At 47.8% G+C, this 26,565-nt stretch carries 33 protein-coding genes and 2 tRNA genes; 12 read left to right on the top strand and 23 right to left on the bottom strand.

The genetic code is table 11. The annotated features are described in order from the left end of the window. Positions 1 to 39 precede the first annotated feature (39 nt). Positions 40 to 936, bottom strand: coding sequence for an aldo/keto reductase (locus F4V72_RS04965; RefSeq protein WP_023248105.1), 897 nt, complete (start codon positions 934 to 936; stop codon positions 40 to 42). Positions 937 to 986: 50 nt separating this feature from the next. Next, positions 987 to 1,226 carry a DUF1289 domain-containing protein gene (locus tag F4V72_RS04960; RefSeq protein ID WP_001663937.1) on the bottom strand — a complete coding sequence of 80 codons (240 nt, stop codon included), beginning with the start codon at positions 1,224 to 1,226 and terminating at the stop codon, positions 987 to 989. Between the two features lie 102 nt (positions 1,227 to 1,328). Between F4V72_RS04960 and F4V72_RS04955 the strand changes: the two genes are divergently transcribed. From F4V72_RS04955 to rnt, 4 genes are all read left to right on the top strand, one after another. Further along, a complete protein-coding gene (locus F4V72_RS04955; RefSeq protein ID WP_023248104.1) occupies positions 1,329 to 1,928 on the top strand; it encodes a TetR/AcrR family transcriptional regulator in 600 nt (199 codons plus the stop codon). Between the two features lie 58 nt (positions 1,929 to 1,986). Then, a complete protein-coding gene (locus F4V72_RS04950) occupies positions 1,987 to 3,084 on the top strand; it encodes an alkene reductase (protein WP_023248103.1) in 1,098 nt (365 codons plus the stop codon). 68 nt (positions 3,085 to 3,152) lie between these two features. Next, the gene (gloA, locus tag F4V72_RS04945) at positions 3,153 to 3,560 is read left to right on the top strand and encodes a lactoylglutathione lyase (protein ID WP_001237787.1); all 408 of its coding nucleotides are present in this window, start codon (positions 3,153 to 3,155) and stop codon (positions 3,558 to 3,560) included. 100 nt (positions 3,561 to 3,660) lie between these two features. Beyond that, positions 3,661 to 4,308 (top strand): ribonuclease T, encoded by a 648-nt coding sequence (gene rnt, locus F4V72_RS04940; RefSeq protein WP_001282270.1) that lies wholly within the window; start codon positions 3,661 to 3,663, stop codon positions 4,306 to 4,308. Between the two features lie 77 nt (positions 4,309 to 4,385). On the opposite strand, the gene grxD is transcribed toward rnt, so the two are convergent. Continuing rightward, positions 4,386 to 4,733 carry a monothiol glutaredoxin 4 gene (gene grxD / locus F4V72_RS04930; RefSeq protein WP_000108176.1) on the bottom strand — a complete coding sequence of 116 codons (348 nt, stop codon included), beginning with the start codon at positions 4,731 to 4,733 and terminating at the stop codon, positions 4,386 to 4,388. A gap of 333 nt (positions 4,734 to 5,066) precedes the next feature. On the opposite strand from grxD, the gene F4V72_RS04925 reads away from it, so the two are divergent. Both F4V72_RS04925 and sodB read left to right on the top strand, forming a co-directional pair. Continuing rightward, positions 5,067 to 5,891, top strand: a complete 825-nt coding sequence (locus F4V72_RS04925; protein ID WP_023248102.1) for a C40 family peptidase — start codon at positions 5,067 to 5,069, stop codon at positions 5,889 to 5,891. Between the two features lie 126 nt (positions 5,892 to 6,017). Next, the gene (gene sodB, locus F4V72_RS04920) at positions 6,018 to 6,599 is read left to right on the top strand and encodes a superoxide dismutase [Fe] (RefSeq protein ID WP_023248101.1); all 582 of its coding nucleotides are present in this window, start codon (positions 6,018 to 6,020) and stop codon (positions 6,597 to 6,599) included. Between the two features lie 82 nt (positions 6,600 to 6,681). Here the strand turns inward: sodB and F4V72_RS04915 are convergent, their stop codons facing one another. After that, entirely contained in the window at positions 6,682 to 6,771 is a 90-nt protein-coding gene (locus tag F4V72_RS04915) for a YnhF family membrane protein (protein ID WP_000102276.1), read from the bottom strand. Positions 6,772 to 7,066: 295 nt separating this feature from the next. Between F4V72_RS04915 and purR the strand changes: the two genes are divergently transcribed. Then, positions 7,067 to 8,092: an HTH-type transcriptional repressor PurR gene (gene purR, locus F4V72_RS04910; RefSeq protein WP_000190992.1), complete on the top strand. Its 1,026-nt coding sequence runs from the start codon at positions 7,067 to 7,069 to the stop codon at positions 8,090 to 8,092. Here the strand turns inward: purR and punR are convergent. Then, on the bottom strand, positions 8,089 to 9,021 hold the full coding sequence (punR, locus tag F4V72_RS04905) for a DNA-binding transcriptional activator PunR (protein ID WP_023248100.1): 933 nt from the start codon (positions 9,019 to 9,021) through the stop codon (positions 8,089 to 8,091). The two genes, purR and punR, sit on opposite strands and share 4 nt — an antisense overlap. Before the next feature lie 112 nt (positions 9,022 to 9,133). On the opposite strand from punR, the gene punC reads away from it, so the two are divergent. Together punC and cfa are read left to right on the top strand one after the other, a co-directional pair. Next, positions 9,134 to 10,339, top strand: coding sequence for a purine nucleoside transporter PunC (gene punC / locus F4V72_RS04900; protein WP_150342429.1), 1,206 nt, complete (start codon positions 9,134 to 9,136; stop codon positions 10,337 to 10,339). A gap of 289 nt (positions 10,340 to 10,628) precedes the next feature. After that, complete coding sequence (gene cfa / locus F4V72_RS04895) at positions 10,629 to 11,777, top strand: cyclopropane fatty acyl phospholipid synthase (protein WP_023248098.1); 1,149 nt, start codon at positions 10,629 to 10,631, stop codon at positions 11,775 to 11,777. Between the two features lie 41 nt (positions 11,778 to 11,818). On the opposite strand, the gene F4V72_RS04890 is transcribed toward cfa, so the two are convergent. Next, complete coding sequence (locus tag F4V72_RS04890; protein ID WP_150342428.1) at positions 11,819 to 12,460, bottom strand: riboflavin synthase subunit alpha; 642 nt, start codon at positions 12,458 to 12,460, stop codon at positions 11,819 to 11,821. Positions 12,461 to 12,676: 216 nt separating this feature from the next. Between F4V72_RS04890 and mdtK the strand changes: the two genes are divergently transcribed. From mdtK to F4V72_RS04875, 3 genes are all read left to right on the top strand, one after another. Further along, entirely contained in the window at positions 12,677 to 14,050 is a 1,374-nt protein-coding gene (gene mdtK / locus F4V72_RS04885) for a multidrug efflux MATE transporter MdtK (RefSeq protein WP_136058255.1), read from the top strand. A gap of 151 nt (positions 14,051 to 14,201) precedes the next feature. Further along, positions 14,202 to 14,278 (top strand) — tRNA-Val (locus F4V72_RS04880). Between the two features lie 10 nt (positions 14,279 to 14,288). Then, a tRNA-Val gene (locus F4V72_RS04875) sits at positions 14,289 to 14,365 on the top strand. 179 nt (positions 14,366 to 14,544) lie between these two features. Here F4V72_RS04875 and F4V72_RS04870 read toward each other — a convergent pair. From F4V72_RS04870 to ssaG, 17 genes are all read right to left on the bottom strand, one after another. Then, the gene (locus F4V72_RS04870) at positions 14,545 to 15,600 is read right to left on the bottom strand and encodes an EscU/YscU/HrcU family type III secretion system export apparatus switch protein (RefSeq protein WP_136058254.1); all 1,056 of its coding nucleotides are present in this window, start codon (positions 15,598 to 15,600) and stop codon (positions 14,545 to 14,547) included. Further along, on the bottom strand, positions 15,597 to 16,376 hold the full coding sequence (locus F4V72_RS04865) for an EscT/YscT/HrcT family type III secretion system export apparatus protein (RefSeq protein WP_053508075.1): 780 nt from the start codon (positions 16,374 to 16,376) through the stop codon (positions 15,597 to 15,599). The genes F4V72_RS04870 and F4V72_RS04865 overlap by 4 nt, the downstream gene beginning before the upstream one ends. Beyond that, entirely contained in the window at positions 16,377 to 16,643 is a 267-nt protein-coding gene (ssas, locus tag F4V72_RS04860; protein WP_023248094.1) for an SPI-2 type III secretion system apparatus protein SsaS, read from the bottom strand. Continuing rightward, positions 16,640 to 17,287, bottom strand: coding sequence for an SPI-2 type III secretion system export apparatus protein SsaR (ssaR, locus tag F4V72_RS04855; protein WP_023248093.1), 648 nt, complete (start codon positions 17,285 to 17,287; stop codon positions 16,640 to 16,642). The genes ssas and ssaR overlap by 4 nt, the downstream gene beginning before the upstream one ends. A 64-nt stretch (positions 17,288 to 17,351) precedes the next feature. Next, entirely contained in the window at positions 17,352 to 18,320 is a 969-nt protein-coding gene (locus F4V72_RS04850; RefSeq protein ID WP_053529777.1) for a YscQ/HrcQ family type III secretion apparatus protein, read from the bottom strand. Further along, positions 18,301 to 18,672 carry an SPI-2 type III secretion system apparatus protein SsaP gene (ssaP, locus tag F4V72_RS04845; RefSeq protein WP_023248091.1) on the bottom strand — a complete coding sequence of 124 codons (372 nt, stop codon included), beginning with the start codon at positions 18,670 to 18,672 and terminating at the stop codon, positions 18,301 to 18,303. Before ssaP ends, F4V72_RS04850 begins: the two co-directional genes overlap by 20 nt. Next, complete coding sequence (gene ssaO, locus F4V72_RS04840; protein ID WP_024149674.1) at positions 18,653 to 19,030, bottom strand: SPI-2 type III secretion system apparatus protein SsaO; 378 nt, start codon at positions 19,028 to 19,030, stop codon at positions 18,653 to 18,655. Before ssaO ends, ssaP begins: the two co-directional genes overlap by 20 nt. A gap of 2 nt (positions 19,031 to 19,032) precedes the next feature. Further along, positions 19,033 to 20,334 (bottom strand): EscN/YscN/HrcN family type III secretion system ATPase, encoded by a 1,302-nt coding sequence (locus F4V72_RS04835; RefSeq protein ID WP_023248089.1) that lies wholly within the window; start codon positions 20,332 to 20,334, stop codon positions 19,033 to 19,035. Continuing rightward, entirely contained in the window at positions 20,324 to 22,369 is a 2,046-nt protein-coding gene (gene ssaV, locus F4V72_RS04830) for an SPI-2 type III secretion system apparatus protein SsaV (protein ID WP_070801194.1), read from the bottom strand. Before ssaV ends, F4V72_RS04835 begins: the two co-directional genes overlap by 11 nt. Then, positions 22,354 to 22,722, bottom strand: a complete 369-nt coding sequence (locus tag F4V72_RS04825) for a type III secretion system apparatus protein (RefSeq protein WP_023248087.1) — start codon at positions 22,720 to 22,722, stop codon at positions 22,354 to 22,356. The genes ssaV and F4V72_RS04825 overlap by 16 nt, the downstream gene beginning before the upstream one ends. A gap of 58 nt (positions 22,723 to 22,780) precedes the next feature. Continuing rightward, positions 22,781 to 23,773, bottom strand: a complete 993-nt coding sequence (locus tag F4V72_RS04820; protein WP_136058252.1) for a SepL/TyeA/HrpJ family type III secretion system protein — start codon at positions 23,771 to 23,773, stop codon at positions 22,781 to 22,783. Next, the gene (gene ssaK / locus F4V72_RS04815) at positions 23,763 to 24,437 is read right to left on the bottom strand and encodes an SPI-2 type III secretion system apparatus protein SsaK (protein ID WP_023248085.1); all 675 of its coding nucleotides are present in this window, start codon (positions 24,435 to 24,437) and stop codon (positions 23,763 to 23,765) included. The genes F4V72_RS04820 and ssaK overlap by 11 nt, the downstream gene beginning before the upstream one ends. Continuing rightward, a complete protein-coding gene (locus F4V72_RS04810) occupies positions 24,434 to 25,003 on the bottom strand; it encodes a type III secretion system domain-containing protein (RefSeq protein WP_072162076.1) in 570 nt (189 codons plus the stop codon). The genes ssaK and F4V72_RS04810 overlap by 4 nt, the downstream gene beginning before the upstream one ends. Then, positions 25,000 to 25,749, bottom strand: a complete 750-nt coding sequence (ssaJ, locus tag F4V72_RS04805; protein ID WP_023248083.1) for an EscJ/YscJ/HrcJ family type III secretion inner membrane ring protein SsaJ — start codon at positions 25,747 to 25,749, stop codon at positions 25,000 to 25,002. The genes F4V72_RS04810 and ssaJ overlap by 4 nt, the downstream gene beginning before the upstream one ends. Then, complete coding sequence (gene sctI, locus F4V72_RS04800) at positions 25,746 to 26,012, bottom strand: type III secretion system inner rod subunit SctI (protein ID WP_023248082.1); 267 nt, start codon at positions 26,010 to 26,012, stop codon at positions 25,746 to 25,748. Before sctI ends, ssaJ begins: the two co-directional genes overlap by 4 nt. Then, positions 26,009 to 26,299, bottom strand: a complete 291-nt coding sequence (locus F4V72_RS04795; protein ID WP_024149673.1) for an EscG/YscG/SsaH family type III secretion system needle protein co-chaperone — start codon at positions 26,297 to 26,299, stop codon at positions 26,009 to 26,011. Before F4V72_RS04795 ends, sctI begins: the two co-directional genes overlap by 4 nt. Further along, positions 26,277 to 26,492 carry a type III secretion system needle filament protein SsaG gene (ssaG, locus tag F4V72_RS04790; protein ID WP_023248080.1) on the bottom strand — a complete coding sequence of 72 codons (216 nt, stop codon included), beginning with the start codon at positions 26,490 to 26,492 and terminating at the stop codon, positions 26,277 to 26,279. The genes F4V72_RS04795 and ssaG overlap by 23 nt, the downstream gene beginning before the upstream one ends. Between the last annotated feature and the right edge of the window lie 73 nt (positions 26,493 to 26,565).

Here is a 26,565-nt window from a genome sequence, read left to right as displayed (position 1 = left end):
ACTGGCGGAAACATGAACGGAAAGTCAACGAGTTGGCGATTACGGCACGTCATAGCCCAATGCCGCCTTGCGGATTCGGAACCACTGTTGACGCGACAATGACAGCGTTTCCGCTTCTACCGCAGCGCGTACGCGTTCGATTTTACCCGAGCCAATAATCGGCAGCGGCTGCGACGGCAAACGTAAAATCCAGGCATAGACCACCTGTTCAATAGAACTGGCGTTGAGTTCTTGCGCGATAACGGAAAGCTCCTGTCGTAATGGCTGATAAGTCTCATCATTAAACAGCCGACCGCCGCCAAGACATGACCAGGCCATCGGACGAATACGCAGTTGCTGTAATTGATCTAATGTGCCGTCCAGCAACAAAGGCTGGTGAACTGGCGAGATCTCCACCTGGTTGGTCGCCAGGGTAAAAGGCAGGCGCGATTGCAGCAACGTAAATTGCGCTGGCGTAAAATTAGAGACGCCAAAATGGCGTACTTTGCCGCTTTGGTGCAGATGTTGAAACGCCTCGGCCACGTCATCCGCATCCATTAACGGATCGGGACGGTGGATTAGCAACATATCCAGATAATCTGTCGCCAGATTTTTTAATGATTGTTCTGCGCTCAGAATAATATGGTGGCGATCGGTAATATAATGACCGAGTTTATTTTCCGCTCTGGCGGTGGTCGCAATACCGCATTTGGTAACGATTTGCAGTCTTTCCCGCAAATACGGCGCCAACGTTAACGCCTCACCAAACGCTGCTTCGCACTGATAACCACCATAAATATCCGCATGGTCAACGGTAGTGACGCCCAAATCCAGATGTTCTTCGATAAAACTCACTAACTGACGCGCGGACATATTCCAGTCCATCAAACGCCAGTAACCCATAACAAAACGCGAAAACTCCGGGCCTTGTGGAGCGATGGTGACACGCTGAACCATAACAGATTCCTCATAGAGAATAATGAGGTTGAGTATACGCAATTCCGCGTTTAAAAGAGTGAGGGTTGTTGAGGATCTTCCGCTGGGAGGGGCTTGTTTGCGCGTATTTTACGCAAGAAACGCTGGCGACAAAGCCGCAGTACATTTTGTTTCTCGGCATCGCTCATTTTTTGCCAGTTAAAGCGTTCGTCGCGACTGCGCATACATCCCCGACAAAAGCCACGCTCATCAGACTGGCAGATACCGCGACATGGGCTTGCTACAGGAAAAAACTCCAACTGCTCGGCCACATCCCCTCCTCAACGTTTGACGCTTATGACTATTGAAGACGCTAACTGGCATTATGGCAACTCTGCTTGCTGTAGACCGACTGGTCTACTATACTGCCTGTCATGAATAAGCAAACCGAATACGATACTCGCGAACATCTGCTGGCCACCGGTGAGCAACTATGTATGCAACGGGGTTTTACCGGCATGGGTCTTAGCGAGTTACTCAAAACCGCTCAGGTGCCTAAAGGATCGTTTTATCACTACTTTCGCTCGAAAGAAGCCTTCGGCGTCGCCATGCTGGAGCGACATTACGCCTGCTATCATCAGCGTCTTACGGCGCACTTTACCTCCGGTCCCGGTAATCATCGCGATCGTCTTCTCACCTGGTATCAGGAAACGTTGAATCAGTTTTGCCAGCAAGGCACCATCAGCGGCTGCCTGACGGTGAAACTGTCAGCGGAAGTCTGCGATCTGTCGGAGGATATGCGCTCTACTATGGATAAAGGGGCGCAGGAGATCATTGCACTGCTCGCGCGCGCGCTGGAAAACGGTCGCAATAGCCACTGTTTACATTTCACCGGCCAGCCGTTGCCACAGGCGCAGGTGCTTTACGCCCTGTGGTTGGGCGCCAATTTACAGGCCAAAATATCCCGTAGCGCCGCGCCGCTGGAAAATGCGTTGGCGCATGTTAAGACCATCATTACAACGCCTGAGCAGTAACAGGCGTTTTCATTTCCTTTATTACAAGACGACCGGTCTACTTATACCAGGAGCCACTATGTCATCAGCAAAACTGTTTACCCCCCTCAAGGTGGGCGCCATCACGGCGACAAACCGGGTATTTATGGCGCCTTTGACGCGTTTGCGGAGTATTGAACCGGGCGATATTCCTACGCCGTTAATGGCGGAATATTACCGTCAACGCGCCAGCGCCGGATTGATCATCAGCGAAGCCACGCAAATCTCCGCACAGGCGAAAGGTTACGCCGGCGCGCCGGGATTACACCGCGATGAGCAGATCGCTGCCTGGAAAAAAATCACTCAGGGAGTGCATGCTCAGGGCGGTCATATTGCGGTACAACTGTGGCATACAGGCCGTATTTCACACGCCAGCCTGCAACCAGGCGGACAAGCGCCTGTCGCGCCATCCGCTATCAATGCGGGAACCCGCACCTCTTTGCGTGATGAAAACGGTCAGGCAATCCGCGTAGAAACTTCCACACCGCGCGCGCTGGATACTCACGAGATCCAGGGGATCGTCAACGACTTCCGCCAGGCTATCGCCAATGCCCGAGAAGCAGGCTTCGATCTGGTGGAGCTGCACTCCGCGCACGGTTATCTGCTACATCAGTTCCTCTCACCTTCTTCTAATCACCGTACCGATCAGTACGGCGGCAGCGTAGAGAATCGCGCCCGTCTGGTGCTGGAAGTGGTTGATGCCGGCATTGAGGAATGGGGCGCGGATCGTATCGGCATCCGCCTTTCTCCTGTCGGCACTTTCCAGAATGTCGATAACGGCCCAAATGAAGAAGCCGATGCCCTCTATCTTATTGAAGCGTTAGGCAAACGCGGCATTGCTTATCTGCATATGTCTGAACCAGACTGGGCGGGCGGCACGCCTTATAGCGAAGCATTCCGTAAAAAAATCCGCGCGTGTTTCCCCGGTCCCATCATCGGCGCTGGCGCCTATACGCCAGAAAAAGCGGAAACGCTGATCGAAAAAGGGCTAATTGACGCCGTGGCGTTTGGTCGCGATTACATCGCTAACCCGGATCTGGTGGCGCGTCTGCAACGTAACGCGAAACTCAATCCACAGCGTCCCGAAAGTTTTTATGGCGGCGGCGCGGAAGGCTACACTGACTACCCTACTCTGTAATTCCATTGATAGCGGCCTCACATCGCCGCTATACTTTGAATATCTTGACTATTTTAAGGACAACGAAAATGCGTTTATTGCATACTATGCTGCGCGTCGGCGACTTGCAGCGTTCCATCGCTTTTTACACTAACGTTCTGGGCATGAAACTGCTGCGTACCAGTGAGAATCCGGAATACAAATACTCGCTGGCCTTTGTGGGATATGGTCCGGAAACGGAAGAAGCGGTCATCGAACTTACCTATAACTGGGGCGTTGAGAGCTACGACATGGGCAATGCGTATGGGCACATCGCGCTGAGCGTTGACAATGCCGCTGAAGCCTGTGAACGTATTCGTCAGAACGGCGGCAACGTGACCCGTGAAGCAGGGCCGGTGAAAGGCGGTTCAACCATCATCGCCTTCGTTGAAGATCCGGATGGCTATAAAATCGAATTGATTGAAGCTAAAGACGCAGGCCGCGGTCTGGGTAACTGATTCCCCGTCGGGCGCAGGTCACTGTGCCCGTTGTTTTACTGCATCCCGGCGTAAAATTTGCCATAATGCGCGCTGCATTTTTTCGTATTAAGAGACTCAGATGTCCGATAACGCTCAACTTTCCGGTCTGTGCGACCGTTTTCGTGGTTTTTATCCTGTCGTCATCGACGTTGAAACTGCAGGGTTTAACGCTAAAACCGATGCGCTGCTCGAAATCGCCGCCATCACGCTGAAAATGGATGAACAAGGCTGGCTGATGCCGGACATGACGCTGCATTTCCATGTGGAGCCGTTCGCTGGAGCCAACTTACAGCCGGAAGCGCTCGCGTTTAACGGTATCGATCCCTCTAACCCACTACGCGGCGCGGTGAGTGAATATGAGGCGCTACATGCTATTTTCAAAATGGTGCGTAAAGGTATCAAAGAAAGTGGCTGTAGCCGCGCCATTATGGTCGCGCATAACGCCACTTTTGATCACAGTTTTATGATGGCCGCCGCAGAGCGCGCCTCGCTGAAACGTAACCCGTTTCATCCGTTCGTCACCTTTGATACCGCGGCATTGAGCGGACTGGCGCTGGGACAAACGGTGTTGTCAAAAGCGTGCCTGGCGGCGGGTATGGAGTTTGACGGCGAAAAGGCCCACTCTGCTTTGTATGATACCGAGCGGACAGCGGTGCTGTTTTGTGAAATCGTCAATCGCTGGAAGCGCCTGGGCGGCTGGCCGTTACCCTTGCCGACAGACAAATAACGTGGCTAACGACGCCGCTTTTGCTCACTATGACGGTAAAAAAGCGACCTTTACAGGTCGCTTTCCCCTTTCACAGATTATTCTGCGTCCGGCTCCTGAGTTTTATATTTTGCGGCAGTTTCTTTAATAAGCTGCTGCAACTCGCCACGCTGATACATTTCAATCACAATATCACACCCGCCGACCAGCTCGCCATCCACCCACAGTTGTGGGAATGTCGGCCAGTTGGCGTATTTCGGTAATTCTGCGCGAATATCCGGGTTTTGCAGGATATCAACATAGGCAAAACGTTCCCCACAGGCGGAAAGCGCCTGAACGGCCTGCGCAGAGAAACCACAGCTTGGCAGTTTTGGTGAACCTTTCATATACAGGAGAATCGGGTTTTCAGCGATCTGGCGCTGGATTTTTTCGATAGTGGTGCTCATTGTCTCGCTTCCTTAACTTCTTTTACGACCGAAGCCTGTCATTGTAACGGGTCAGGCTGGCAACGGAAAATAACATTTTCATCATGCCTTATTATTTTACCGTCTGCGGGAATAAGTTGCATACAAAATATCTTTTAAGCGGGTTGCCACGCAGTGATTCGTAGATAACGCGTTCGTGTTTAGCATTAATTGCTATTTTTTTTACATCTGTTAACGAAACACAGCTTCAGAAACCAAAAGCAATTACCAATCTGTGCTTTTGTAGATTAGAATTATCAGGTTTTGTAAATCATACGCAGGCATGATCGCCTGCCTTTAACAGAGGATTGCTCAGTGGCGCGGATAAACAAAATCTCGATCACGCTCTGTGCTTTACTTTTTACTACTCTCCCTTTTACGCCAATGGCCCATGCTTCCAGGCAAGCCAAAGCGACGCCTGCTGTTTCTCATGTCACTAAAACGGCAGATAAAAAGAAAAGCACAACGCCCAAACAGATCAGTAAGACCAACAAAAAAAACGTAAAAACAACCTCAAAAACCAGCCGTTCTTCTTCCGCTTCTACGCCAAAACGTACCATCGCTTCCACGAAATCTCGTCATACGACACATCGCCGTAACAGAACCGCGCCCACGTCAATCGCCGCCCTCGACGTGACGGAAAAATGCACGACGCGTAAAGGCCGTAAGCCGCACTGCGTGAAGGGGAAAGGAACATTGCCGCTCTCTATTGCCGATGCGCATCGGACTAAAGTACAAAAAGCGACGAAAACCGCGATGTCCAAGCTCATGAATCAGATTGGTAAGCCGTATCACTGGGGAGGCGCGTCGCCGCGCACCGGTTTTGATTGCAGCGGTCTGGTTTATTATGCCTATAAAGATTTAGTGAAGATCCGTATCCCCCGAACGGCGAATGAGATGTATCACCTGCGTGACGCGGCGCCCATTGAGCGCAGCGAGTTGAAAAACGGCGATCTGGTGTTCTTCCGTACGCAGGGGCGCGGCACCGCCGATCACGTTGGCGTCTATGTCGGCAACGGTAAGTTTATCCAGTCTCCGCGCAGCGGTCAGGAAATTAAGATCACCTCGCTGAACGAAGAATACTGGCAGCGCCATTATGTCGGCGCCCGCCGGGTGATGACCCCTAAAACAATTCGCTAATATTTTATCCTGTCGTTTAACGACAGGATAACTTCTTCTTTTGCGCCCCCGCTCAATTTGCTACCCTATCCTTACGCGCACCAGGGTTATTGTGCGTGCGCAATATTAATAATAAGGAGAGAAGCAATGTCGTTCGAATTACCTGCATTACCGTATGCCAAAGATGCTCTGGCGCCGCATATTTCTGCTGAGACGCTGGAATATCACTATGGCAAACATCATCAGACTTACGTGACCAATCTTAATAATTTGATCAAAGGCACGGCGTTTGAAGGCAAATCGCTGGAAGAGATCGTGCGTGCTTCCGAAGGCGGCATCTTTAATAACGCCGCTCAGGTGTGGAACCATACGTTCTACTGGAACTGCCTGGCACCAAATGCTGGCGGCGAACCGACCGGGAAACTGGCTGATGCTATCGCGGCATCTTTTGGCAGCTTCGCGGAATTTAAAACGCAGTTCACAGATGCCGCTATCAAAAACTTTGGTTCCGGCTGGACATGGCTGGTAAAAGGCGCTGATGGCAAACTGGCTATCGTCTCTACCTCAAATGCCGGTACGCCGCTGACCACAGATGCGACGCCGCTGCTGACGGTTGATGTGTGGGAACACGCGTATTACATCGACTACCGCAACGCCCGTCCAAACTATCTGGAGCATTTTTGGGCGCTGGTTAACTGGGAATTTGTCGCGAAAAATCTCGCCGCATAAGTCTGAGCACGCAGAAGGTACGCCTTCTGCGTTTTAGAGAGGGATAGAATAGAGGAAACGCCCTCCCTCAGAAGAGAGGGAATCAGTGCAGAGCGGCCGTTAATCCACCTGCGACAATCAAGCCCAGAACAATAAGCGTAGTGATCAACGAAAATTTCAGGTCGGTACTCATCAAGTTTTCTCCTTTTTATTCCCACACAAAAAGTGATATAGCGCATTTTTGCACATTCCCGCACAAAAATCTCTCATGTTTTATATTGATAACTGTTTTTAACGCTTCCCCTTTTCCTCAAGATCAGACAAAATTCCAGGCTTACTGAATTAGCGTAACGGCCATTGACCCCTTCCTGACGTTCCGTGTCGTTTTTCCGGCATGCCGCAACCCTGACGTTGCGATTAGGGTGTGTGTAGGCAAACGTTTACCTGGCGTTTCTCAGGAGCTTAGCGAGGGTCTGGAGTGAAATGTAATGGCAACAATTAAAGATGTAGCGAAACGAGCAAACGTTTCCACTACAACTGTATCACACGTAATCAACAAAACGCGTTTTGTCGCTGAAGAAACGCGTAACGCGGTCTGGGCGGCGATTAAAGAGCTGCACTACTCTCCCAGCGCCGTCGCGCGTAGCCTGAAGGTCAACCATACCAAATCGATAGGCTTACTGGCGACCAGCAGCGAAGCGGCCTATTTTGCAGAAATTATCGAGGCGGTTGAAAAAAACTGCTTCCAGAAAGGCTATACGCTGATTTTGGGCAACGCCTGGAATAACCTGGAAAAACAGCGCGCCTACCTGTCCATGATGGCGCAAAAGCGCGTGGATGGCCTGCTGGTGATGTGTTCTGAGTACCCGGAACCTCTGCTTTCCATGCTGGAAGAGTATCGCCATATTCCGATGGTGGTGATGGACTGGGGTGAAGCGAAGGCCGATTTTACCGATACGGTGATTGATAACGCCTTTGCAGGCGGCTATATGGCGGGTCGTTATCTGGTTGAACGCGGTCACCGGGATATCGGCGTTATTCCCGGTCCGCTGGAGCGCAACACCGGCGCGGGTCGGCTGGCAGGCTTCATGAAGGCAATGGAGGAGGCGTTGATCAACGTGCCAGACAACTGGATTGTTCAGGGCGACTTCGAGCCGGAGTCCGGTTACCACGCGATGCAGCAAATCTTATCGCAGTCACATCGCCCTACCGCCGTTTTCTGCGGCGGCGATATTATGGCGATGGGCGCGCTTTGCGCGGCAGACGAAATGGGGCTTCGCGTACCGCAGGACGTTTCGGTGATCGGTTATGACAATGTGCGTAACGCCCGCTTCTTTACCCCGGCGCTGACGACGATTCACCAGCCCAAAGACTCTTTAGGCGAAACCGCATTTAATATGCTTTTGGATCGCATCGTCAATAAGCGCGAAGAGTCACAGTCTATTGAAGTTCATCCACGCCTGGTTGAGCGTCGCTCGGTCGCTGACGGCCCGTTCCGCGACTATCGACGTTAATCCCCGCTGTCGGGAGCCTCTTCAGGCTCCCGCAACCACTCCCGATTCAACGTTTCGCTATCGCCCAAATAATCCAGCAGCCATGCCAGCGCGGGCGAGGCCTCGTTTTGCTGCCACGTCAGGCAACAGGCCGCATCGGGAAACGGATTCTCTAACGTCAGCGCCACCCATTTTCCGCTGTCTATCCACTGTCGGGCAAAGTGCGTCGGCACCATTCCCACGCATAATCCTGCTGACAGGCAGGTTGCCGATGACTCCCAGTCCGGTACTACAACCCTTTTTTGGTTATCCAGTAACCAGGTAATCCGTTTCGGTAAGGTTCGCGAGGTATCTTCTCTGACCAGCGACGGCCAGTTGCGCAGGGTATCATCGCTTAACGGTCCCGGCATCGCCGCCAGCGGGTGATCGCTTGCCACTACGCAACTCCAGCTCAGGGTACCCATATCCCGAAAAGCATAACGTCCCCCTACCGGAATCGCCTGCGTCGCCCCAATAGCCAGTTCGACTCGCCCGTCGGAGAGCGCGTCCCAGACGCCGTTAAACACCTCCTGAAAAACCAGCAGTTCCACATCGTCAAAATGGCGATAGAAATCGACGATCATCTGCCGGGTACGTTCTGGTCTGACGATATTATCCACCGCAATAGCCAACTGCCCGCGCCAGCCATTAGCAATTTGCTGACACTGTTGACGAGTGATCTGCATTTTTTTGATAACAGAACGCCCTTCTTTTAAAAACCAGACGCCAGCAGGCGTAAGTTCAACATCACGGTGACGTCGTACAAAAAGCGGTACGGCCAGCCACTCCTCTAACTGACGAACGGTGTAACTGACTGCCGAAGGCACACGGTGCAGTTCCTGCGCCGCCGCGCTAAAACTGCCATTGCGCGCCACGGCGTCAACCACTTCAAGCGAGTATTCCGACCACATAATTTGCCTACAAAAATTTTGAATTCACTGGACAAATATTAACGTTTCACAACCGTAATTTCACTCCCTACACTCTGCGACAATGTCTGTCTGATAAGAAAGAGAAACAAATATGCAACCTGGAAAAGGTTTTTTAGTCTGGTTAGCCGGTCTTAGCGTGCTGGGGTTTCTGGCTACGGACATGTACCTGCCCGCGTTTGCCGCCATACAGGCGGATTTACAAACGCCTGCTGCCGCTGTCAGCGCCAGCCTCAGCCTGTTTTTAGCTGGCTTTGCCGTCGCACAACTACTCTGGGGACCGCTATCGGATCGTTATGGCCGTAAACCGATTTTACTGCTGGGGTTATCCATCTTTGCGCTCGGAAGTCTGGGGATGCTGTGGGTAGAAAGCGCGGCAGCACTGCTGACGCTACGCTTTGTGCAGGCCGTCGGCGTTTGTGCGGCAACGGTAATCTGGCAAGCGCTGGTGACCGATTATTATCCTTCGCAAAAAATTAATCGTATCTTCGCCACTATCATGCCACTGGTAGGATTATCCCCGGCGCTTGCGCCCTTACTGGGAAGCTGGATACTGACGCATTTCTCATGGCAGGCGATTTTCGCCACTCTGTTTGCGATTACGTTGTTGCTGATGTTGCCAGCGCTGCGCTTAAAACCATCGGTAAAAGCACATGCCGAGGGACAGGATAAACTCACTTTTGCGACGTTGCTACGCTCTAAAACCTATCGCGGTAATGTACTGATTTATGCCGCCTGTTCCGCCAGCTTTTTTGCGTGGTTAACGGGTTCCCCGTTCATTCTCAGCGCGATGGGTTACAGCCCGGCAGTGATTGGCCTGAGCTATGTTCCTCAAACCATCGCTTTTCTGATTGGCGGATATGGCTGCCGCGCGGCGCTACAAAAATGGCAGGGTTACCAATTGCTTCCGTGGCTGTTAGGGCTGTATGCGCTGAGCGTTATCGCCACCTGGGGAACGGGCTTCCTGAATAATGCCTCACTGGTGGAGATCCTGATTCCGTTCTGCGTAATGGCGATTGCTAATGGCGCAATCTACCCTATCGTCGTCGCGCAAGCGTTACGCCCTTTCCCTCAAGCCACGGGGCGTGCTGCGGCGCTGCAAAATACGCTGCAACTGGGGGTATGTTTCCTGGCAAGCCTGGTGGTTTCATGGCTCATCAGCACGCCGCTGCTGACCACCACCAGCGTAATGCTCTTTACCGTTGTTCTGGCGGCGTTAGGCTACAAAATGCAGTCTCATGCAGCGTGCAATGAGGCCGGATTTGCGCATGCCGATGTCGCCCACGAGAAGTCTCACTAGAGGTTTGTTAATCCCGAGTAATTAGCACGCTAACAATTTTCGGTTGAATCATCAAAAATTGCGGCCTATACTGATTCCCGGTTGTTTATATTACGATAATTATTAGGCATTAACGGGAACCGGAGCGTTCCCGATTCACCACGGATGGCCTTTTCGGCAAGGGTTCCTCCCTTCCTCTGTTCTACGTCGGATAACTGGCTCACGGAATTGTCCGTGGGATTTCTCACAAAGCCAAAAAAGCGTCTACGCTGTTTTAAGGTTCTGATCACCGTCCAGTGATGGAGAAGCTATGAGTTCATCGTGTATAGAAGAAGTCAGCGTACCGGATGATAACTGGTACCGAATCGCCAACGAATTGTTAAGTCGTGCGGATATTACAATTAATGGTTCCGCCCCGTCTGATATTCGTGTTAAGAATCCCGATTTTTTTAAACGCGTCCTGCAGGAAGGCTCGTTGGGATTAGGTGAGAGTTACATGGATGGCTGGTGGGAATGCGAGCGTCTGGATATTTTCTTCAGCAAAGTCTTACGTGCCGGTCTTGAAAATCAACTCCCCCACCATGTTAAAGATACGCTCCGCATCCTCGGCGCGCGTCTGATTAATCTACAAAGTAAAAAACGCGCCTGGATTGTCGGCAAGGAACATTACGATCTTGGTAATGACCTTTTTTCCCGTATGCTCGATCCCTATATGCAATATTCTTGCGCCTACTGGAAAGATGCCGATACGCTTGAAGCTGCACAGCAAGCCAAGCTGAAATTAATTTGCGAAAAGCTACAGCTACAGCCAGGGATGCGTGTGCTGGATATCGGCTGCGGCTGGGGCGGCCTGTCGCAATATATGGCGACCCATTATGGCGTTAGCGTGGTGGGCGTAACAATCTCCGCTGAACAGCAAAAAATGGCGCAGACGCGTTGTGAGGGTCTGGATGTTTCCATTCTCCTGCAAGATTATCGTGACCTTAACGATCAGTTTGACCGAATCGTCTCCGTCGGAATGTTCGAACATGTCGGGCCGAAAAACTACAACACCTATTTTGAGGTTGTCGACAGGAATTTAAAACCGGATGGTCTTTTCCTGCTCCATACTATTGGTTCTAAAAAAACCGATCATAATGTCGATCCGTGGATCAATAAGTATATTTTCCCCAACGGTTGCTTGCCGTCTGTTCGTCAAATCGCCGAGGCCAGCGAATCACACTTTGTAATGGAAGACTGGCATAACTTTGGCGCCGACTACGACACGACTCTGATGGCGTGGCACGAGCGCTTTATCAATGCCTGGCCGGAAATTGCGGGCAATTATAACGAGCGCTTCAAACGTATGTTCAGTTATTATCTCAACGCCTGCGCCGGTGCGTTTCGCGCACGTGATATCCAGCTTTGGCAGGTCGTATTTACGCGCGGCGTTGAAAACGGTCTGCGCGTTCCTCGCTAATCACCGCCCCCCGCATTTCATGCGGGGGTTTTTATTTTCCGTTAGCCAATGTCGGCCTGATTTCTGACCGCATTTTCTCGTGCAGCCAGTACGCGTTCTACGGTATCGACAATCGCCTGCGTTTGCGGATCGATCTCGATATTCACACGTTCACCCAGTTTTTTTCTGCCAAGCGTAGTACGCTCCAGCGTCTCCGGAATCAGATGCACGCAGAAGCGCGTTGGCGTTACCTCGCCGACGGTCAAACTAATACCGTCGACGCCGATAAAGCCTTTGTACAGGATATACTTCATCAGTGACGCATCCTGCACCTTAAACCATACCTGATGGTTATTTTCGGATGTCAGGATTTTCGCGATCTCCGCCGTCGTAATAACATGCCCCGACATCAGATGTCCGCCGATTTCGTCGCTGAATTTAGCGGCGCGCTCTACGTTGACCTCGTCACCCACCTTCAACGCGCCCAGATTGGTGATGCGCAGAGTTTCTTTCATCAGATCAAAACTTATCTGATTGCCGTTTATTTCAGTCACGGTCAAACAGCATCCATTATGCGCCACGGATGCCCCCGTCTCCAGCCCCTCCAGCATGTAGTCCGGTAACGTCACCACATGGGTGCGAAAGTTGGGTTTTTCATCAATCGATACCAGTTTCGCGGTACCTTGTACGATCCCCGTAAACATATCTTCAACTCCTGAAATAAATAAAAGCAGAACTGCTCAGCACAATAGCAGGTGGAAAAACAGCTTGCCAGCAATGCCCCGTCAACAACTGTTTTTTCACTGGAGAAATAGTAATACCCCGCTACAATAGACTGAAATTTCCCCTGCTATTTCTTTTGGCTGCCACTACGGCGGCTTTTTAGTCTTTCATATAACAACAAAATAAAAGGTGAATACGTGCAGAAGTATACCAGTGAAGCGCGTCAGTTATTAGCGTTAGCTATACCGGTGATCCTTGCGCAAGTGGCTCAGACCGCAATGGGATTCGTCGATACCGTCATGGCAGGAAGCTATAGCGCTACGGACATGGCGGCCGTCGCTATCGGCACCTCTATCTGGCTTCCCGCCATTCTGTTTGGACACGGCTTACTGCTGGCCTTGACGCCTGTAATTGCACAGCTCAATGGCTCCGGCCGTCGTGAGCGTATCGCGCATCAGGTTCGACAAGGATTCTGGCTGGCGGGCTTTGTCTCTGTGCTGGTGATGATCGTCCTGTGGAACGCCGGATACATTATCCGCTCCATGCATAATATTGATCCGGCGCTGGCCGATAAAGCCGTGGGCTATCTTCGCGCGCTACTGTGGGGCGCGCCGGGATACCTTTTCTTTCAGGTAGCGCGAAACCAATGCGAAGGTCTGGCCAAAACCAAACCGGGTATGGTGATGGGATTTCTGGGCCTGCTGGTCAATATTCCGGTGAACTATATATTCATCTATGGGCATTTTGGTATGCCGGAACTCGGCGGCATCGGCTGCGGCGTTGCCACTGCGGCAGTCTATTGGGTGATGTTTATCGCCATGCTTTCTTACATTAAACACGCGCGTTCAATGCGTGATATTCGTAATGAAAAAGGCTTTGGCAAACCCGATAGCGTCGTCATGAAACGCCTGATTCAACTGGGGCTGCCGATTGCGCTGGCGCTGTTCTTTGAAGTCACGTTGTTTGCGGTTGTCGCGCTGCTGGTTTCGCCGTTAGGTATTGTGGATGTCGCAGGTCATCAGATTGCGCTTAACTTTAGCTCGCTGATGTTCGTACTGCCGATGTCGCTGGCTGCGGCGGTAACGATTCGAGTGGGCTATCGTCTGGGCCAGGGCTCGACGTTGGGTGCGCAAACCGCAGCACGCACCGGTTTAGGCGTCGGCGTTTGTATGGCTGTGGTTACTGCGATCTTTACCGTCACTCTGCGTAAGCATATTGCTTTGCTCTACAATGACAACCCCGAGGTCGTGGCGCTTGCCGCGCAATTAATGCTGCTCGCTGCGGTTTACCAGATTTCCGACTCTATTCAGGTTATCGGCAGCGGTATTCTGCGCGGTTATAAAGATACGCGTTCCATCTTTTTTATCACTTTTACCGCCTACTGGGTGTTAGGCTTACCCAGCGGTTATATCCTTGCGTTAACGGATCTGGTGGTTGATCGCATGGGACCGGCAGGGTTCTGGATGGGGTTCATCATCGGCCTGACCTCGGCGGCGGTGTTAATGATGCTACGGATGCGCTATCTACAACGTCAGCCGTCCTCCATTATTTTGCAGCGCGCTGCGCGATAATACGGCAATAGCCGTCGCATGGCGGCTATTTTCTCGACATGTTGCATATTTCCACCGCAATCAGGTGATTTCAGGAAGAAAATTGCGATTTCCCTCTTGCCTCATTGCGGTTGTGACGCTAATATTCGTCCCCGTTGTCACCTACAACGTTGCGTTCATAGCTCAGTTGGTTAGAGCACCACCTTGACATGGTGGGGGTCGTTGGTTCGAGTCCAATTGAACGCACCATCATTTTAATGCGTCTGTAGCTCAGTTGGTTAGAGCACCACCTTGACATGGTGGGGGTCGATGGTTCGAGTCCATTCAGACGCACCAATCCATTATCTTTCGCGATTGTTTGATTTTATAAGGCGCTATCTGGTGTTTATTCCAGGTTAAAAAATATTATATTCAGTATCTCACCTTTATCGCCAAACAAATCAATTATCTGTTCTACACTCTATTGCCTATCTTAATATTCGCAGTGGTTTGAAGAGGTATACCGAAGGCATTTATTATGTTTCAGTAGAATGCGCATAATCTATCTTCATCACCATACGTAACAAAGCTGCAACGGGTTCAAATAAAGTTTCAGGAATTTTATCTCCACGTTCCACTTCAAAAAATAATGAGCGGGCCAGATCAACATTTTCAACAACAGGAATGCAGTTGCGTTCTGCGATGTTAACAATATAGTTAGCTTGAGTATCACTACCTTTTTCCAGAACGCGTGGTATTGGCATATCGGTGGGATGATAGCCAAGACAAACTGCAATATGCGTTGGATTACGAACTACCGCAACAGATTGTTTAACAGATTGAGCTAAACTACCACTTTGTATTTCACTCTGCATTTCCCGACGCCGTGTTTTCATTTGAGGGTCGCCCTCCAGATCTTTATGCTCCTGTTTTACATCATCTTTACTCATTTTTAGATCTTTTCTAATCTTATAATATTGGAAAGAATAGTCCAGTATGCCAACGACTATATAAAAAGCCATCACCCCTACCCATAACCATTTTATTAAACACGAAACCACAGGCAGGGTACAGGCTAACCCACAGTACGGTAGCGCCCGAAAAGTACTGGCATAATAATAAAAGAAAAAGACAACGATAAGAGATAATATGATAACTTTCAAGCTGGATTTACATAATTCCACTACGCTATGTAAAGAGAATAGCTGCTTAAAGTTACTTACAGGATTTATATGATCGCTTTTAAAACCAATGGCTTTACTGGCAATCACCAACCCCACCTGAAGAAACACGCTACCAATAGTGGCAATTATTATCCCTGCTCCCAGAAACAGAATTGCAGAAGTCAATGAATCCACTAAAGAATAACTCAATTGCGTTAATGCATAAGCAAATGGTTTATTTATTAATTGTAATGTAAAAGTCACTGACTCAATAAACCTCAAGATAATATATTCAGTAAAGAAATGAAAATATAAAAAAAGCGCAATAAGCTGGAACAATGACGTTAGCTCAATGCTTTTGACTACCTGCCCTTCCTTACGGCCGTCACGTAATTTCTTTTCTGTGGGTTGCTCTGTTTTTTCGCTCATACTGCTGGAAACCAATTTTTCAGATAAATATAAAATTTATCGCTCTCAATCAAATAGTGATGAAGAGCATAAGGAAATGATATCAAGAGCATTAGTAGAACCAATATACTTTTGAGCGGCATTGAGAAGAAAAACACATTCAATTGTTGCGCTGAGCGGTTTAAAAGACCTAACGCCAGGTCAGCTAATACCATACATATTATGGCAGGAAGAGAGAAGCTGATACATAGTTGATAAAGTGTTCTCCACTCTATCTGTATATATTTAAGGAATTCGCGGCCGAATAATAAATCATGCCCCGGAGGTAAATATTGGTAGGATTCATACAAAATGTTTAATATAAATTCCATACCACCACTTATAAAAAAAATAACACACAGAAACTGACTGAAAAGCAAGCCAAAGAGTGAGGTTTCAGCTTCCATTGTGGAGTTGAATATTGTACCCATTGTCGCCCCCCGTAAAGTATCAAGCAGAAATCCAGCCATATCAACTGCCCAAAAGGGTACCGCTGCACAAAATCCAATCAAAAAGCCAATAATTACCTCTCCTGTAATTAACCCCAACCAACTGTAGTCTTTACCAACATGTATAAAAATATGTTGTTGATAAATAATCGGCAATACGGGAAAGGTAAGAGATATAAGAACGCCATTACGTAAAAGCGCGGTCCCCAAACTACCAGTTTTTAGCAGTGGAAGTAATAAAGAAAGGCCTAATGGTCTAATAAAAGCCACAGCCAATACAATAAGCCATTCATTGAGCTGGTGCGTCATTCAACCATGCTCTCCAATTCGTAGCATTATTTGACGAGTATAATTTAGCAGAATGCCGCTAAGCCATGGATAGCTGACCATTAAGGTTATTGCAATTGCCAATAATTTAATCATGAATTGTAGCGTTTGGTCCTGTATTTGAGTCAGGGCCTGAACAAGGCTTACGATGACACCAACTAGCGATGCCACTAACACCACGGGCATAGAAGTAAAAAGAACGATCCATAAAAGTTGTATTACAAATTGCGTCAGCTCAGAATCGTTCATGAAAAGCTCTGTACTAATTGCGCCAGTGTCAGATCCCAGCCACCAGCCAGTAAAAATATCAGCAGCTTAAACGGTAATGAAATGGTCATAGGCGATACCATCATCATTCCCATAGCCAGCAATATATTTGAAATAAGTAGATCAATAGCCAGAAAAGGAAGATAAATAAGTAATCCAATCCGAAATGCCTGCGTTAATTGACTCACAGTAAATGCCGGAATTAATATCAGCAAAGAATCAGGATTTATTTTTCTTTGTATGTCTTCAGGCCAGGTTCGTTTTATCAAATTCCGAAAATAATTTGCTTCCTTTTCTTCAGAGTTTTTTTGCAAAAATTGTCGATAAGGCGCTAATGCTTTGCTGTCCCATTCAGACATCCAGAATGGAGCGCCAGCGACCTGAACGGGATGCCAGCGCTCTTTTACAGCTAATAGCGTCGGTCCCATAATGAATAAGGAAAGTACAAGCGCAAGGCCATAAAGTGCAATATTGGGGGGGACTTGTTGAATACCCAGAGCATTTCGTAAAATCGAAAATACCACCGCCAGTTTCAGAAAAGAGGTTCCCATTACGATAGCGAGAGGCAGTATTGAAAGCAGAAACAATATACCAATCAGTTGCAAAGGCGAATCGGGTAAGGACATATATTAATCTCATGACACGACCGGAAATTAATTATACCGTTTGCATATTGTTTTTTTATCAGGTTTATACTGTATTTTGGGATAGATACCAACGTGTAATACGCACCATGAATTCATTCCCACAGGCAATCAACTCACCTTGTCCAATAACACGACCATTTACCCTTATCGTCACTTCTGGTGCAAAGCATCCCCCTACAGGCAAAACGTCCCCCGTTTTAAGTTTTCGTAATTGTCCGATTTCTACACTCGCACGACCGATCTCAAAGAGCACACTTTGCGGTATCTGCTCGAGTTCGATAGAAGACTCTCCATCACTCTTTAACAATGGACTCCCTTGCGCAAGCAGCGTTTCGATATCTTGTACTAATTCATCAAATTTCATCATATTATCCGCTGTCAGCAAAACCCTGGCATATATACCCCCAGGTAATTGAATAACAAAAAAACCGAGCCTGATATCACCAAAGCAATGAATCCGAATGCCCATTCCGATTTCGATAGACTCAAGTTCAGTTAACGTAAGCTGGCACCAACCCAAATATACGGCAACCACTATGGGAGGAGCTGGATAAATCTGTTGACGGTCAGCAGAAAACTCTCCGACTATATTTCGCAAAAACGCAGTTGGCCACTTAAAAATAATGCCATGAAACTCATGTTCCTCAACTATCCATTTGATATGCAACGTTAGCTGATGTGGTACATTACTGCAAGATGTCGGAGGCTCGTTCTGGCAGAGGGTCGCATCACTGGCTTGTAATAATGGCGCCAGCCCCCATTCAGCTATTCCATATAGCAATTCAGGATCGATAGCTGATCGATTAGCTGTGCCAATTAACTCTTCACACCAGCGCTGCCAGCATTGTTCTGCAATCCATACCCTACCCAGCTCATTATTATAATTTATGGTAAATAACGTCCCTTCCTGTACCGGATATTGTTGCATACTCAATGTCAGCGCACCAATGGTAGCACCTTCCGTTGGGAGTATATCCATCCACGGACGCTCTTCATTCGCTATTCTTAACATAGAATATCTCCAGGCAGATTACATACCCCATATTCAGCAACTGAGATTCCAGCCACTGCTTTAGCATTTTCATCGAACGATAAATCTCATGATGAGGAACATTAATTTTAAGTTGAATTTGCTCTCCTGATTCACATACTTCACATTCTACACCGTCAAGATAACCGCCAATAACGCGAAAGCGTTGCGTGAAAACTACATTCTTATTCAACAAGGTAAGGTTATTCTCACTAACGGGTAACGCCTGGTAAATGAGTTGCTCAAAGTCCGTACGTCCCGCTTCCGCCTCGTTATCATCCTGATAAGATTTACGTGGCACCCCAAGACTTCCTTCAACTTTGGTAATACGCATCGTTTAATACCATAGTGATTTTTTCTTTTTTTTTCATAAGCGCATTGAAATTCTCCTGTAATTTGCTTCTCTGGGAGACAAGCAGTTGATATTGATTCTCTAACTGCTGCCGCTGGGTCAAAAAGCTCTGTGCCTGAGTGAATAGCCCGGCCATTTGTTGTTTCTTATCCAACAGTAAATGACAAGATAACGTTCCTTGCCAATCCATTAACTCTTTCAATCTGGCATTCACGGCTAAAGTACGCGTCTGGCAAATCTGTTGTTCAGAAATAAGCGCCTGTTGTTGCAGATCAAGTACGGCAAGTTTGCCGCGTAATTGCTTTTCACGTCGCGCTATTATTCCCAGCAAGGTTTCCAGGATCACTCGGTGAGTATTTGTTGTAATTTTTCTATTAGTAACTCGGGTCCGCATACTTCATCCTTATTTTGTCGCAAAAATGTGCAAATATTCGGATACGTATCAATGGCTTTATCAGCCGCAATATCAACCCCTCGCTGGTATTCCCCAATGCGTATTAACAGCTCAACTTCCTGGTAGAGCGCCAGGTGTCGCCGCAGCGTTATCGCCAATTGACGATGCCCATGACTGGTAACGACTGGAAAAACGCGACTTAACGTTGCCAACACGTCAATTGCAGGATAATGCCCCATTTCTGCAAGCCGCCGGGATAGCACAATATGTCCATCAAGCAGTGAACGGACTTCATCCGCCAGCGGCTCATTCATATCATCGCCTTCAACCAGTACCGTATAAAACGCGGTAATACTACCTTTTTCTCCCATTCCTGTACGTTCTAAAAGTCGTGGCAATGTACTAAAGACGCCAGGTGGATATGCTCCAGAAACAGCGGTCTCCCCGGCGGCCAGAGCAATTTCCCTTGCGGCCCTGGCATAACGCGTCAGTGAGTCGGCAAGCAAGACGACTCGCTTTCCATCATCGCGAAAAAACTCCGCTATCGTGGTAGCCACAAACAGCGCTCTCACCCGCTCTAAGGCTGGTCTGTCAGAGGTTGCGACAACAATAACACAACGTTTTCGCGTCTCTTCATCCAGTGTAAAATCAATGAATTCGCGGACTTCTCGTCCACGTTCACCAATTAAAACCAGAACATTAATATCTGCACCAGGGGCATTACACAACATCGCCAGAAGCGTACTTTTACCCACGCCTGGAGCAGAAAAAATTCCCACTCGTTGCCCTTCGCCACAGGTCGCAACGCTATCTATAGCACGAATCCCCGTCATTAATGGTTGAGTGATAGGCCGTCGAACCATCGCGGGAGGAGGCATTGCATCATAGTCTTTCCAATAAACTTCTGGCAGTTCGCGGCCATCAAGGGGACGACCAAGGCCATCAATGACTCGCCCTAATAACGCTTCTCCCACAGGAACCTGATGACGTCGCCTTAAGGCCATCAATTGCTGCCCACAGTGCAGTCCGGTAGTACTCGTAAAAGGAGATAGCAATGCTTTGCTGCCGTTAATCCCCACGACTTCAGCAAGTTCTCCGCCTGGCTTTATACAGCACAGTTCTCCCATAAATACCCCAGGCAACCACGCATTTAACAACGTTGCGCTAATATCCTGAATTCGGCCCCATCGCCGATAACCATCGGGGGGAGGATATTTCAGCCTCAGTCGTTGCATCAATTCATTCTTCATTGTCCGCCAACTCCTCTTCGCTAAGGTCAATACTTTCCACCACTTGTACAAAGCTCTCCTCTCCTAATTCCTGCCAAGACAAAATCGGTACGTCGAACAAGGTGGCTTCTGTAATTTTTCGCAAGAAACGTCGGGTGTCGACAGAGGTGACAATGAGCAATTGGGCTGAATGCTTGAGCGCTTGCTCGATCAGTTGCAGAATCTGCGACTTATGACGAGACGACAGCGCAGTATAGGTCCCCATTGCCGTCTGGCGAATGGATTCACGCACGAGATTCTCAATACCCTCGCCGATCCGCAAAATCGGCAACGGTTTTCCTTCCGGATTAAGACGACGTAGAATATGACGACGAAGCGCGATACGGACATATTCTGTCAACATCAGGACATCTTTTTCACGTGGCGCCCAGTCAATTAACGTGCCGAAAATAAGGCGTAAATCTCTAATAGAAACCCGTTCTGATACAAGCCGCTGCAAAGTTTCAGCGATTTTGTTGATGGGTAACTGACGCTGAAGCTCTTTTACCAGTTCAGAGTAGTTTTTTTCCATTGCATTCATCAGATAACGCGTTTCCTGAACACCAATAAACTCTCCCATATAACGAAGTAATGCACATTTTAGTAGGGCAGTGATACGTTGGCTGCCCGCGAAAACGTCCAGCCCAAAACCTTGCGCCTTATGGCCCATGTCTTTTGAAAGCCAACAGATCTGCCCCATTCCGTTCGGTAACGTCTGGCTGTTACCCACCACACTAGCGTCCGCGCCCATCAATAAATAATCCGCCTGGGCGGGAATAGATAAACTAAATACGGGTTCCTGATATAGCAGTACCGTCAATTTTTCGGTGGGCTCAGGCAAAACCTCAATATTAACTTCAGGAAGAGGGACCCCTGTGTCCTCAAATAATAACCATCTCATGGCATCAATATCACGTATCAGGTCAGCAGAATGTAACATCGGTGTAAGACGTAAGATTAGGGGACATGCACCGGGAGCCATACTATCTTTTTCCGGCGCCTCTACTCCACTTGCGGAGACCACCGTTTTTTTGCGGCGAATGAGGATAATTGGCAACGTCAACAAAGCTGAAAAAAAAGCGAGAATGATAAAAGGGAAGCCTGGAATAAAAGCGAGGAGCATCAAAACAACAGCGGTTAATATGAGTGACTGAGGTTGTCTGGCAATCTGAGAACTCAACTCTGTCGCCAAATTTTGGCGTTTCTCGCCAGGAACACGGGTAACAATAATCCCCGCGCTAAGTGAAATAAGCAGGGATGGAATTTGACCACATAAACCGTCCCCGATTGAAAGTACGCTATAAGTGTGAACAGCATCACTCATCGACATATCATATTGTACGATAGCGATAATGATACCACCGATAATATTCACCAGTACGACAATAATACCGGCAATCGTATCACCTTTAACAAATTTCATCGCACCATCCATCGCGCCGAGAAAGCGGCTTTCCTGCTGGACGTGCTGTCTTAATTTACGGGCGTGGTCTGCATCAATGACTCCGGCACGCAGATCGCCATCAATACTCATTTGTTTGCCTGGCATACCATCAAGTGAGAAACGTGCGCTGACCTCCGCTACCCTCTCGATACCTTTTGTAATGACAATAAACTGTACGATAGTAATGATAGTAAATACGACCAACCCAACGGTGAGATTTCCCCCTACGACAAACCTACCGAAAGCGTCTACGATATTACCGGCGTTGTGTTGCAACAATACCAACCGTGACGTGCTAATTGTGAGTGACAAACGATATAACGTGGTAATAAGTAATAAAGACGGAAATACAGATAAATCGAGTGGGTCGCTAATATAAATGGCGATTAATAGCAGGATCACTGAAAACATAAGGTTGATAGTAATCAGGATATCGACCATCCAGGTCGGTAAAGGTAACAACATCATCACAATAGCGATTAATAACACCGTCGCCAGAACCATATCCTGCCGACCCGCACATACTTTGAGCCACTGTTGCGCCCTGATTCCCTCACCTAAACGTGAACGCATTGCGACTCCAGGAATTTTATTTGTCGATGATGTAATCGTAACCAGAGCTCGGCAGAGCTAGAGGGAGGAGGAGAACAACTAATCGCAAGCCCATCGCGCAACAAAAATAATCGTTGAGGAATGCCCATAAACCCCGCAGGTTTCCAGTTAGTCAACGCTTTAAACAGCAGGTCTTCGTCTAAGAAGGTCTGCTGGAGTATCTGACATAAGTGAACACGACCATTCTGATAGTTTAGATAGGTTTCATATTGTCCTTGCCGCCAGAACATATTTGGTGATAAAGGCCGTTCAGTTAACCCTGATAATCGAATAAAAAGCTGAATATTACGTTCAGTAATGAGATCCCAATCCATTCTGTCGCCTCAATGATGAGCCACAAAACAAATTTACCGAAATGTTGAAAACCTGGTATCAGAATAAAACCTGATTTACCTTTAATTCACGAAGAGTTTCGAGGATTTGTTCACGTTGATCTTCATCGTTAAAACAATTATCTGGTATCAGCATAAACTGCGCATCAAGTTGTTGGAGTAACCGATTAAACATCCGCGATGAAGGAACTACAGCGGTAAGTCTGTCAAGCAACCAATCACTGAAAAGCCAACGCTCACAAATGATATCAAGTAGCAACGGCAGTAATGTATTAGGCGGCAACTGGCAAATCCATTCCTCACGTTGGCACTCTTTTTCAAGGCCAAGGAATAACAGCAAACGACGCAAACGTACTAATGCTGCAGCCAAACGACTTTGCTGCGAGGATTCGATACATATGCTAAGTTCAAATGCTATTGCTCTTAGCAAAATACGGACCCGCTCACAACGATCCGGCCAGTCAGCCACGCGTCTAAACCACTGCGATAAGGGCATTTCATCGTTGTCTATCGACTGTTGCATAAAACGTTTCAGAGAGGCCAGCGTAGCAGTATCCACTTCGCCAAGTTCCATTAAACTAAAAACGGCAAGTTCCCATCCCTCCTCCGCTGTGAGCGTATCCAGTTGCGATTGCAAATCTCGTTTTTTCTTTTTTGACAACCCGCCAGCAGTAAGCGCCATTGCAAGAGAGATAATTTGATGCGCATTCTGCAAATTAGGATCGCCATTTTCTTCGGTAAGCGGACGCAATGTTACGCCATTATCCTCCTGTATTTGTTTTATTAAACGCAGCAACGCCTGCTGTCTGCGCTCCAGTTTCTCAGCATCAATAAATTTATATTTTTCCCGGAGTTTACCACTCAGCGCCATCCCTATTTCTTCCATCGTCTCATAGAGCGAAGTCCCCGTCGTTTCCTGTAATTCCTGAAGAGCCAACATTGAAGGCGAGGTAACCTCTTGTTCCTCTATAAGCTGACCAGGGGTAAACTCTGTAGGAGGCGTTATTTTTATTTCATTAACTTTAATATTCATCACTACCTCTATTATCTTCACCGTTACGTAGCCATTTCAGTAACGCATTGAAATGGCGAGAGAGTGAAAATTCAACTGAATATCGAGTTGAGGAAAGCTCAGCCTGATCGGTAGAGAAACCAGGCTCGATAATCAGCGTAAACCGTTTTCCAAAAGTTTCACGCATCAATGCCTCTTTTTCAGGGTGAATACGCAAATAAAGCCCCCCCTCTTCCGCCATAGCCGTGGCCTGGCGTGCCAGACGATGACACATAACACTGTCTACCGACTGTTGGTCGAACCAGGCCATCAGAATCTGTTCTATACTATTTTTAATATGATGCTCAGCTTGATCGACCAATAAAAGAAATTGACTTTCATCTTCTTGTAGATGTTTTACATATTGTTCTAACCACTCCACCTCCATTTTTTCCAGCGTATCTTTACGCAACCGCGATATTTCCTGCTGTAGCTCCATTTTTTGTTCACGCTGGTAACGATAGGCGTCCCGGATGATTTTTTCAGCCTTCCGGTAAGCAGCATTCACTACAGCTTGTGAAACTTTATTGGCCTGTTGCTCTTGCGCGAATAAAGTTAATTGTAAAGTTACCCAGTGTGATTCAATAATATTTTGAGCCGGCAGTTTATGGTTAATTTCCATTAACGGGAGTGAAGTGAAACTCATAGTAAATGCTCCATAAAGATAATCTCGGTAAGAGAAGTCTTCGGCCAAAGTACACGCAGTGGGGGGGGTAATAGCACTAATAACGCATGTAAAACCACATCGTCATACGCTTCCCGATTAAGAATGGCGGTACCGATTTGCAACGCTGTTTGTTGCATCGCTTGCGGAGAAAGTAATTTGCCATCTCTTTGCCCCAACCAACCATATAGTTGCCAGATCTCATCCTCGCTAAACCACTGTAGAAGCAATTGCCGATACTCTGGCAGCATAAAATAGTCACTGCACCTGAGTTTGAATAACCCCAGTCCAAATGCAAATGCAGATATACGCGGCGCAAGACGAACCTGACGTTTTTGCCTGTCATTCAACCGGGCTGGAATAACAGAACTTCTCCTTAGTCTATACAATGATCTATTAAGCAGGCGATCCAACTCTGGTCGATCGCCATAACGCCAGCAACTGGAAGGATGAAAGCCCAGTTTACACAGCCATTCCGGTACAGCATAGCGAGCAGGCTGCCAGAAATAACGATAAAGTTGCAAAACCTCCGGGTCAGGTCGGCTCAGAAACGGCGTCTCAGGAAAAAATAGCCGATCAGGATGCCGCCCCCCAATAGCAGTCCTGTCATCGATAACATCAACTGATAAGGGTATTGGATCAACCACTTCACCACCTTTCCTTTATTGGCATTGATAACGTCCATAATCCAGAACGCTTGTCTCGCTGGTACGTCAGGTACCATCCTGAATTCAGCAGGTTGCATCAAGATACTGATCTTACTGTATTGCAACCCAGGGATTGACATCTCGATTAAATCTTTGATTTTTACCCGGAAGGCCTCCATATTGACCTGAGGTGAATATTTTATAAATACGGCGACAGAGCTCGGAGAAGAATGACTTCCCTCATCATAATCCGGTAGTGCAATGGTAACTTCTGCATTAATCACTCCCTCCATCTGACTCAGCATTCCTTCAATTCTTTGCTCTTTTAAAAAATTAATCTTCTGCTGTTCTTCCTGGGGTGATACCACTAACTGATTAGCTGGAAACATCTTATCTGCCGTCGTAAACTGGTGATGCGGGTAGCCATGAAGTCTAAGTAGCTCAACCGCATTAATAAATTGCGACTGCTCGACATGTAAGGTAATGCCATCCTCCTCCTGCTTTTTTTCCGCATTGATGCGATGCTGCATTAGTAATGCCAGCATCTGATTCGCCTCATCTTCCGGTAATGAACGATAAAGATCCACATCACATGCCGTAAGAAGGAACGCCAAAGCAATAAGAAATACTATACGATGAACCTTCATGTCATACTTACCAGCTTATTAAGCGCTTGTGATGCTGAGCCTGATATCCTGGCAAGAAAATCTACACCCACGGTCAATTCCATATAATCCATTTGCCTGGTCAGCATAACAGGAGGTAGTAAGACATTGGCGTTATTGACTGACACATCATCTGTCATTAATTGTTTAAAAAGATTAATTTGCTCCTGACCTGCCTCCGTAGAGGACATTACAGAAGATTGAGTGTTTACAGGCATTCCTCTGCTGATATCAGAAATATTCAATTTTTAAACTCCTCATTTGGCGCAGGAAATAACAAACGTAACGCCATAGCCTCTGGTAAATCAATACCCGCTAAAATTTCCCCGGCTTTTAGCGGTTCATTTAATCCCGCCAGCAATAATGCCAGGCATACCAACTGTAATTTTTTATCCGGAACAATAACAGATAGCGCTGGCAACATCGCATGTACCTGGGAAACAAGACTATGGTTAACGCCAGCAAACATAATTTCCAGTAGCAACCGTCGAACATCGTCGCTAATAATTTCAGATTTTAGCAATAATTCCACTAAGCATGTCCTTGATCATTTTGATCATTGAACTTTCGTAATTAATAAATGTAGAGTACTGCTGCAAGGCAAATTGCACTTTAATCATTGATTCTGGGTTGAGCAAATCATTGCCATTCATTTTGTCATTAATGGCCTGTCCCGCCTGGCGCGCCATGTGGGAGAGCATATCCACTAATTGTGCAATATCCATAATACTTTTCCTTAAAATAAATACATCGTAAGGATACTGGCAACATATCAAAATTTAGAAATAGATGAGCATC

Source organism: Salmonella enterica subsp. diarizonae (genome assembly GCF_008692785.1).
GTDB lineage: Bacteria > Pseudomonadota > Gammaproteobacteria > Enterobacterales > Enterobacteriaceae > Salmonella > Salmonella diarizonae.
The sequence above is the reverse complement of the archived record's forward strand: the minus strand, read 5'-3'. Positions and strand labels throughout refer to the sequence as shown.